At 46.4% G+C, this 1,996-nt stretch carries 2 protein-coding genes; both read left to right on the top strand.

Translation table 11 applies throughout. The features are described from left to right. Window positions 1-455, top strand: a 455-nt coding sequence (locus FYJ59_RS14565) for a CD1107 family mobile element protein (protein ID WP_154498912.1), incomplete at its 5' end; no start/stop codon positions are given. Continuing rightward, a partial coding sequence (locus tag FYJ59_RS14560; RefSeq protein ID WP_154498910.1) for a DNA topoisomerase occupies window positions 455-1,996 on the top strand: 1,542 nt, incomplete at its 3' end. The genes FYJ59_RS14565 and FYJ59_RS14560, both read left to right, overlap by 1 nt.

Raw genomic sequence — 1,996 nt, 5'->3', positions numbered from 1 at the left:
TGGTCTATTTCCTGACAGAGATTACGGAAAATGACTTGCTGAATACCACATCTGATAACAGCGAGACCTTACCGAAAAACTCTGCCGCATTAGAGTCTGCAATCCCGACTTCTGAAAGTGCATTGCCAAATAATAATGCAGAACAGGAAAATAAGCAGGAGGAAGCTGCGGAAGATAAAGAGGGAACCGAAGAAGATACAGAAAGCACCGAGGAACCGGAAGAAACGGAGGTTAAAGAGCAGGCAAATCCTATGATTTCCTATATCCTTATGGGAGGTCTGGCAGTGGCAGTAATCGGAGGTGCGTATTATTTCAAAGTGGTACGCAAAAAGAAAGAGGATTTCATCGAGGATGAAGATGAGGACGAGGAAGATAACGAAGAATATGAGAACGAAGATGAGGAATCAGAGGGCAGTTCGGATGATGATTTCTTTGAGGAACAGGAGGAAGAATAATGCAGTTAGTGATAGCGGAAAAGCCAAGTGTGGCACAGTCAATTGCCAATGTGCTTGGTGCAGATGAAAGAAAAGACGGATACATGGAGGGAAACGGTTCTATCGTTTCATGGTGCGTGGGGCATCTGGTTGAGTTGGCACAGCCGGATGCCTATTCTGATGCATGGAAAAAGTGGACTTACGACAGCCTACCTATGATACCGGAGCATTGGCAGCATGAGGTCAAGAAAGACACGGTTGCACAGTTCAGGGTATTAAAGGAACTGATGCATGATCCAAGAGTAGACAGCGTGGTATGTGCCACAGATGCAGGTCGAGAAGGAGAACTTATCTTTCGTCTAGTGTATGAACAGGCGGGATGCAGTAAACCGATGAAACGCTTATGGATTTCTTCCATGGAGGAGAGTGCCATAAGAGAAGGATTTGAGAACTTAAAGCCGGGAAGTGACTACGATCATTTATACCATTCTGCACTGTGCAGACAGGAAGCGGACTGGCTTGTGGGTATCAACGGTACAAGGCTTTTTACCGTTTTATATGGTGGCAAGGTGTTAAAGGTGGGCAGGGTACAGACACCTACCCTTGCCATGCTTGTGGAGCGTGAAGCAAAGATTATGAATTTCAAGAAAGAGCAGTATTTTATGGCTCATATCCTCTGTGGCGGCGTGGATGCAGCCACAGAGAGGATTAACAGTAAAACAGAAGCAGAAAATGTTGCAGGAGCTTGTCTGAACGGACAGGCTCTTGTTACGTCTGTGGTAAAGGAAGAAAAAGCAGTAGCACCGCCGAAGCTCTATGACCTTACCACGCTCCAGAGGGATGCCAACCGCCTATTCGGTTTTACTGCAAAGCAGACTTTGGAGTACACCCAGAGCCTTTATGAAAAAAAGATGTGTACCTATCCGAGAACGGACAGCCAGTATTTGTCTGATGATATGGGGCAGACAGCCGGAAATGTGATTGAAGCAATTTTTGGTTCCATATTGTTTGAGGAAAATAGGATGTTCAATCCGGATATTAAGCGTGTGTTAAACAGCAAAAAGGTCACAGACCACCATGCGATTATCCCCACAATGGAGATTGCCAAAGCTGACCTTGCAGCCCTGCCGGAAACGGAGCGAAAGATTTTATCCCTTGTGGCCAACAGACTGCTGTGTGCTACGGGGGAGAAACATCTTTATGAAACAGTCAAGGCAGAGTTTTCCTGTGGCGGTTACACCTTTGCCACTTCCGGCAAGTCGGTCTTAAAAAACGGGTGGAAAGATTTTGAAGATGCCTTTAAGCGTTCTTTTAAGACAACGGAAGAGAAAGAGCAGGAGGATAAGAAGCTGCCAGAGCTTTCCGAGGGGCAGACCTTTGACGGGGTACAGACAAAGATCAGTGAGCATTACACCACACCACCGAAGCACTTTATGGAAGATTCCCTTTTGTCTGCAATGGAGCGAGCCGGAAACGAGGACATGAGTGACGATGTGGAGCGTAAGGGACTTGGTACACCTGCCACCAGAGCAGACATTATAGAGAAGTTAGTTAAGGACGGT

The organism is Waltera intestinalis, assembly GCF_009695995.1.
GTDB classification, from domain to species: Bacteria; Bacillota; Clostridia; order Lachnospirales; family Lachnospiraceae; genus Acetatifactor; species Acetatifactor intestinalis.
This window is presented reverse-complemented; position numbering and strand designations above follow the sequence as displayed.